At 43.3% G+C, this 208-nt stretch carries 1 protein-coding gene; it reads left to right on the top strand.

Annotated elements, in window-relative coordinates; all coding sequences use genetic code 11:
- Positions 1 to 208, top strand: a 208-nt coding sequence (locus V6260_RS19470) for a hypothetical protein (RefSeq protein ID WP_341595640.1), incomplete at both ends; no start/stop codon positions are given.

Raw genomic sequence — 208 nt, 5'->3', positions numbered from 1 at the left:
GCGACAGTCTTGATTCTACAGTGCATTTAATGGCAGCACTACTTGAAATAGCTAACCTAGAGCAAGGTGCTATGACGACAACCCCACGCCACTTTTACATTGAAGACATTTTAGCGCCACTGCAAAGTGATTATGCTATTTTATCTAGCGATAAAGGCCTTAAGCTTAGTGTGCGCTCACACCATCAAGTTGTGCACAGCGATATAAC

The sequence above is a fragment of the Pseudoalteromonas aliena genome (assembly GCF_038155085.1).
GTDB classification, from domain to species: Bacteria; Pseudomonadota; Gammaproteobacteria; order Enterobacterales; family Alteromonadaceae; genus Pseudoalteromonas; species Pseudoalteromonas aliena_A.
Note: the sequence above shows the minus strand (reverse complement) of the source record. Positions and strands in the feature narration are given on the sequence as shown.